The sequence below is a fragment of the Tsuneonella sp. HG249 genome, assembly GCF_053819205.1.
The window spans coordinates 57,780-64,342 of the sequence record NZ_JBSOQY010000005.1 but is presented as its reverse complement, the minus strand read 5'-3'; the positions used below and the strand labels follow the sequence as shown (position 1 = coordinate 64,342).

Here is a 6,563-nt window from a genome sequence, read left to right as displayed (position 1 = left end):
TCAGAGCACGTTCACGGAGGTATGATCATAATGATCAATTTTCGACAAATTCGATCTGCCACACATTCCAGTTGGAAAACCTAACACAATGCCTTCGTGGCTTCGCCCCATTGCGCGTACTTCAACAGATTCACACCTTCAATCGGCTTAAATTGAGATATTGGTGCCGCCGTAAAGCCCTGCAAACAGCTAGAAATCGGCCAAGAGAAAGCTTGCAATGTCTTCAGCATAGTTGGCGATATCCTCGCGAGCAGCTCTGCATTCGTCTAAAGTTATTGCTGTCTCAAAGGTATTATTTTCCGGATATTCCATCTAGGTTGCGCGTGGGCGGTTTGGTCAGGCGTTGTTGAGATGCCACCCACAATGTACTTATGAGTCCCGGTCAAAGCCCCTTTAATCACTCGATAGCTTGCTAATGACCGGCATTTATCGAGCTTCTTGTTCGCAAATTATGAGGACCGAGCTCATCAAGACTTCTTATTCCCATCAGTTTCATATCTCGTTCTATTTCTGTCCTCATGTTTCCAAGGGCGCGTTCAACTCCAGCTTGGCCTGAGGCAGCCAATGCATACAGATAGAATCGTCCTCCTGATACCGCTTTTGCCCCCACGGAAAGCGCTTTTAGGACATGAGTGCCGCGCTGCACTCCTCCTTCACAGATCACATCAATCTTGTCTCCAACCGCATCACAAATTTCTGCCAGCTGATCAAAAGGCGCACGAGCGCCGTCAAGTTGACGTCCACCATGATTGGAAACCATAATTCCTGTGCAACCAATTTCGACAGCTCGTAGCGCATCCTCAACACTCATGATGCCCTTCAAAGCGAATTGCCCTCCCCATTGGGAGCAGAGTTTTTCAGCGTCGTCCCAACCCATCGATTGGTCCAGCATAGTGGAGAAATAGTCTCCAACGGATACTGCCAAATTTGTGCCCTGTCCCACGTGACCAGATAAATGGGGCATGTCGAATTTCTCTTTCGTCAAGAAATTCCAAGCCCACATCGGGTGGGAGGCAAAACTAGCCAAGGAAGATAGAGTCAGCTTTGGAGGAGACTTGAAGCCGGTGCGCAAGTCTCGTTCACGATTTCCTCCCGTTATTGTATCCACGGTTAAAGCCATGACCTCAAAATTTGCATCCCGTGCACGCTCCAAAAGTGTATCGTTAAGGTCGCGATCCTTGTGGAAATAAAACTGAAACATTTTGGGGCCCGATGCGATCGGGGCGATTTCTTCCGCTGAAACCGTTGCTAACGATGAGATCCCAAACATAGTGCCATATCTTGTCGCGGCTCTTGCAACAGCACGCTCTCCCTCATGATGGAACAAGCGCTGCAGCGCGGTTGGAGCACAATAGAAGGGCATGGCTAGTTTTTGCCCCATCACCTCGACGCCCATATCAATTTGTTCGACGCCTCTTAGTACATTCGGAACCAAGTCCACGTCTTCAAATGCTGCGCTATTTCTGCGGTATGTCACTTCATCATCAGCAGCGCCATCAATGTAATGGAAGATGGGACTAGGGAGACGTTTTTTCGCTAATCGGCGGAAATCTTCAAAATTATGACAGTCTCTAAGGCGCAACTCAATATTCCTTGATTTTGGCTCGCGTGTCAAAGCACCCAACGTTTGTTAAGTGTCCTTTTTGCGGTTTCATTCTTTCGTCATCCTCGCGCATTACAAATTGTGAAAACCTGATTGGCATTCGACTGCTGGGGTTTCGGGCTTTGTTGCCTACACCTAAGAATATTGAAAAATGGCCAAATATTGAAATCTCTGCACTTATCACTCTACCCAAACTACCATGAGAGTCTTTGACGAATTGCTTCAATAATTGTCAGTTTGGTGCGGCCAGTCAGTCAACTTCGGGTGCGGTCCCATGCGAAAAATGACGGATAACCGCCATTATGTGAAATGTCGGAAAGTGGGCCGCTAACAGAAGGACCGCTTTTGAAAAATCCAGGCGCCAAGCGGTCTCCGCGAGATCAAATCCATATCTCTAGGACCGCTAGTCGAAAAGATTGAAATCGAAAGGGAAGTTTAGATCGTCTCCATAAGCAGAAGACGCCACTGCGACTCAAAGCCTCACCTTGCCTTTGAACTACTTAGCCACTAGTGTTCCACGAATGTTCTCGGAGGCAGATCATGTCTGACAACAGCGCAATCGAATGGACCGACGCCACTTGGAACCCGGTGACGGGCTGCACGAAGATTAGTCGAGGCTGTGACAACTGCTACGCTGAAAGATTTTCTGAGCGGTTCCGTGGAGTTCCGGGCCATCCGTTCGAAAGCGGTTTCGACCTTACACTTAGACCTGCTCGGTTAGAACAGCCACTTGGCTGGCGACGTCCCCGAATGATCTTCGTCAACTCGATGTCAGACCTATGGCACAAGTCAGTTCCGTTCGAATACGTCGATAGAGTTTTCGATACGATGGAGAAGGCCGATTGGCACGTTTATCAGCTCCTGTCGAAGCGCAGCTCTCTCATGTCGAAGTACCTCCGAAAGCGGTATCGAGATCGGCCCTGCCCTCAACATATTTGGTGCGGGGTTTCAGTCGAGGATGCCCAAGCTAAAAGTCGAATTTTGCACCTCCAAGGCTCGCAAGCGGGCGCGCGTTTCCTGTCGATTGAGCCATTGATCGGCCCGGTGGGAGAATTGGACCTCTTTAATATTGACTGGGTGATTGTGGGCGGAGAAAGCGGTCCGCGGGCAAGGCCAATCGATCCCCGTTGGGTTCGAGAGGTGCGAGACCAATGCATAGAGCAAGACGTCGCCTTCTTCTTCAAGCAATGGGGTGGGTTCAGGCCCAAGGACGGTGGAAGGAAACTCGACGGGCGAGAATGGAACGACTTCCCCCAAAAATTCAAGGCTGCGGTGGAGAATGCTGACTAATGGCTCAGCCTCCGGTGCTGCCGCGAGAGTACCACGATCGCGAGCAAACGTTCGTCAAGCACATTATCTTGCGAGGCTATTTGCAAAAAGTCGCTTATAATATCCTCTCGGCGTGGGACGACTTCACATTCGTTGACGGTTTTTCAGGTCCTTGGGAGGCGAGGTCAGAAGAGTTTGCTGACACATCATTCGGCATAGCGATCAGGGAGCTCCGAGAGGTTCGGGAGTCCTTCCGCCTTCGCGGAAAAACGAAGTGTTTGCGCTGTGTATTCGTGGAGAAGGAGGCGGAGCCCTTCGAACGCCTCAATGGCGCCGCTGGAGGCGCAGCGGACCTTCACGCCCGCGCCATCCACGGCACGTTTGAGGACAATATCCCGGAAGTCCGTCGTTACGTTGGCTCCTCATTTGCACTGACGTTTGTAGACCCAACCGGGTGGAGCATCGACCTCAGCCGCATCGCTCCACTCCTAAGACAACGGGGGGAGGTGCTCATCAACTTCATGTACGAGCATTTCAAAAGGTTTGTGGAGGACGAACGTCCCGAAATACGCGCTTCGTATGACAAGCCCTTCGGCGGCTTGCCTTGGCGCAAGATGATTGACGAAGAGATGTCCAACGGCCTTTCTAAGGAAGAGGCCATTCTGGAGGTCTTCAAAACCGCAGTGAAAGAGGTATGCGGTTTCGACTACGTCGCTAGCGCCCGCATTCGTCATCGCAAACTGGACAAGTCGCATTTTTATCTCGTCTACGGCACGCGGCACCAGAAGGGCTTGGAAGTATTCAGGCAAGTTGAACGCACAGCCCTTAGCGCAGAGGAGTTCTTCCGAATTGAAGCGAAGGACCGCGCAATCTCCGCGACTGGGCAACAAGGACTCTTCGAAGATTTGCCGCACAATGCAGAAGAGACTGCAAAGGTTCATTGGCACGAGGAAGTGCGAAAGGCGCGCATGTGGAGCGAGCAATTTATTGGCGGGGAAGCTGTGGTTCTTTTTGAGGTGCTGGCAAGGCGCATCCAACAGCGCTTCTCTGTTACCCTTCCGGAGTTGAAAGACCTGCTGGTGGATATGAAGAATGAGGGGCTGATCGAGTTTGACGGCCTAACGGGCCAACAAAGAAAGCCACGCCCTGGCGTAACCGTCCGTCGAACCGAGAAGCTTGAAAACGCAGTGCAGAACTGACGCGATCCCAATCCTGGCGTTGCCCACTTCGCACAGTTTGTCGCAGTAGATCCTATAGCTGGTAGGCAGCTCGAATGCTCATCGCGCAAATTTGTTTGGTGGCTGCTTTCAGGCGGAGCCAATTGGCCTTGGAATGTCCGAAACTGAGGCGCATAGCCGCCGAAACGCCTCGATGGCCCGATCATGCAAGAGCACGCCGAACTAGCCATGTCGGACCGCTCAAAATTGCCTCGTCCGCTGTCGTCAATTGCCGCGCAATGCTCTCGCCGACCAAAGTAGTAGCCTCGAGCAAAACTCCGTCTTCCAAGTGAGCGTAACGAGCAGTAGTAGTGACGTGCCGGTGCCCCAAGAGTTTGCCGATCATGGGCAACGTTTCGGAAGAACGCGCCGCCAGACTGGCATAGTTGTGCCTAAGGTCGTGCAACCGGACATCGTCCAGTCCGGCTTCGATCCGCAATTTCCGCCAAAACCAATCCAAAGCCGATCTCGGCAGAACTTCGAACGTGAAAACGCGCTGGCCCTTCGTTCCGCGCGTGAATGCGTCGAGCACCGCCCTCGCCTCCTGACCAAGCCAGACAATGCGCGGGCCGGTCTTTGAGTCATTGAGTTTCAACTTCCGGCCCTGTACCTCGCCCCAAGTGAGATTGAGGATCTCGCCGCGACGACAGCCTGTCAGCGCGAGAAGCGAGATCACCGCGACCTCGACGGGGTTTTCAGCACGGTTGTCCGCCAATGCGCCTCCAAGCCGGGCCATCTCGTCATGACTCAAAAAGCGCTCGATCTTGCGTCCCCGGTTGCGTTTCACACCACGAAATGGATTTGAATGCTCAGGCAAGTAGCCCCAGGCCTCGGCCTTGCCGAACATGGCTTTCAGGATTTCCATGGCCCGGTTAGCCGCGCCTGGTCCTGCTGATCGCGTGAGCTCGGTATGCCACCGGACCGCATCGGCATGGCTGATTTCGTCGATGAACTTGCCCGGAAAGGCATGATCGAGATGGGTCCGCCGGTAGATGTTCTGGATTTCGCGGGTGGATGGCTTCCATGTCGGCGCCGCGACTTCCCAGTAGGATTGCAGAAACGCAGCATAGGTCGGCGTCTTGCGCCCGAGCTGCTTCTTATCGGCAGGGTTCTCGCCTAGTTCGATACGCAGGATAAGGCGTCGTGCGACATCCTTGGCAATGCGCTCTGGCAGGATGGCGGCGTCGCCAATGGTGATCAGCCGTTGCTTGCCGCCCATGGTGCGCTGCAGGACATAGCTCTTGCGGCCCGATGGGTGGATACGCTCACCAAAGCCGGGAAGCACATAGTCAAATCTCGAGCGGCGCTTGCCAGCCTCACCCGGTATGACCCGCGCAAGCTCTTCTGCAATGATCTGCCTGAGGTCGTACTGGGTCATGCAGCGATCCCTATTGCACTGGCGAGACTGGAGCAGATGCGATCGGCGCTTTCCGCGATCACTTCGTCGGCCAGGTGCGCATATCGCGCAGTTGTTTCCGGAAGCGCGTGGCCGAGAAGCTTGCCGATTGTGGCCAGTGGAATGTGCTGAGCGATGGCGACCGAGGCAAAGCTATGGCGCAGATCGTGGAGCCGCACATCAGGCAGCGCAGCCTTGCGCCTGATGCGATCCCAGTACTGACCGAGATTGATCGGAGCCTCGCGACGTATGGCAGGAAAGACCAGCAACTCGTCGGCGCGACGTTCCAGTCCATCAAGCACTGCGATAGCCTGCGGGTTGAGATAGATCGTCTTAGGGCCGGTTTTGCTGTCAGGCAATTGCAGACGTGGTGGCTGGACATATCGCCACCGCATGTTCGCGATCTCCGAGACACGCGCTCCGGTGTAGATAAGCATGAGCAGCGCTGGAACGACGAACGGATTGAGCCCATCGTGGTCGGCCAGAACGCGGCCCAGCCTGCGGTATTCATCTGGGGAGAGGTAGCGCTCGGGCAGGTCGCGTTTGAAACGTGAGACGCCGCGGCACGGGTTAGTGTTCTTTGCCCGGTAGCCCAACTTTTCGGCGTACTGCATCATCACCGACATGATCGGGATGGCACGGTTGAAGGTCCCTCCGCGCTCCGCCATGCTGTCTCGCCAGCGGTTGATGTCTCCGCGTTCGATCATATCGACAGGCAGGTCACCGAACTTGGGCACGAGCAATTTATCGATGCGCGATCGCGACGATCGCTGCGTCGCTGGCTTCCAATGCGGTGAGTAATCCTGCCAAAACTCTTCAGCATAATCAGCGAACAGTGGCACTCGCCTCTTCTCGGGCGCGGTCGGGAGGTCGGCAAGCGTAGCCTTGATGAGCAAACTGCGCGCGGCAGCGCGCGCGGCGGGCGCGCTCAGCGCACCTGCCGCCATTCCCGCGCAACCAAGCGTGACCATGCGCTGCACGCCTCGCGGGCTATGTTTGACTATCCATGTAAGGTGACCCGACTTCCGTTTGCGAAGTCCAAAGCCGGGAAGCTCCGTGTCCCAAGTAATACCGATGG

At 54.4% G+C, this 6,563-nt stretch carries 5 protein-coding genes; 2 read left to right on the top strand and 3 right to left on the bottom strand.

The window, feature by feature from the left end; genetic code table 11:
* Positions 1-412: 412 nt before the first annotated feature.
* Positions 413-1,624, bottom strand: coding sequence for an alpha-hydroxy acid oxidase (locus ACWPM1_RS14630; protein ID WP_322787085.1), 1,212 nt, complete (start codon positions 1,622-1,624; stop codon positions 413-415).
* A 519-nt stretch (positions 1,625-2,143) separates the two neighbouring features.
* Here ACWPM1_RS14630 and ACWPM1_RS14625 point away from each other — a divergent pair.
* Both ACWPM1_RS14625 and tcmP read left to right on the top strand, forming a co-directional pair.
* A complete protein-coding gene (locus tag ACWPM1_RS14625; protein ID WP_054588541.1) occupies positions 2,144-2,893 on the top strand; it encodes a DUF5131 family protein in 750 nt (249 codons plus the stop codon).
* Positions 2,893-4,071, top strand: coding sequence for a three-Cys-motif partner protein TcmP (gene tcmP, locus ACWPM1_RS14620; RefSeq protein WP_054588542.1), 1,179 nt, complete (start codon positions 2,893-2,895; stop codon positions 4,069-4,071). Before ACWPM1_RS14625 ends, tcmP begins: the two co-directional genes overlap by 1 nt.
* 181 nt (positions 4,072-4,252) lie before the next feature.
* On the opposite strand, the gene ACWPM1_RS14615 is transcribed toward tcmP, so the two are convergent.
* Both ACWPM1_RS14615 and ACWPM1_RS14610 read right to left on the bottom strand, forming a co-directional pair.
* The gene (locus ACWPM1_RS14615; RefSeq protein ID WP_455695637.1) at positions 4,253-5,467 is read right to left on the bottom strand and encodes a tyrosine-type recombinase/integrase; all 1,215 of its coding nucleotides are present in this window, start codon (positions 5,465-5,467) and stop codon (positions 4,253-4,255) included.
* A complete protein-coding gene (locus ACWPM1_RS14610; protein ID WP_455695641.1) occupies positions 5,464-6,456 on the bottom strand; it encodes a tyrosine-type recombinase/integrase in 993 nt (330 codons plus the stop codon). Before ACWPM1_RS14610 ends, ACWPM1_RS14615 begins: the two co-directional genes overlap by 4 nt.
* Positions 6,457-6,563: the final 107 nt, after the last annotated feature.

Bases quoted from the DNA above. Each gene is read 5' to 3' on its own strand.
- ACWPM1_RS14625 (WP_054588541.1), top strand. From the start codon at position 2,144: ATGTCTGACAACAGCGCAATCGAATGGACCGACGCCACTTGGAACCCG.
- tcmP (WP_054588542.1), top strand. From the start codon at position 2,893: ATGGCTCAGCCTCCGGTGCTGCCGCGAGAGTACCACGATCGCGAGCAA.
- ACWPM1_RS14615 (WP_455695637.1), bottom strand. From the start codon at position 5,467: ATGACCCAGTACGACCTCAGGCAGATCATTGCAGAAGAGCTTGCGCGG.
- ACWPM1_RS14610 (WP_455695641.1), bottom strand. From the start codon at position 6,456: ATGGTCACGCTTGGTTGCGCGGGAATGGCGGCAGGTGCGCTGAGCGCG.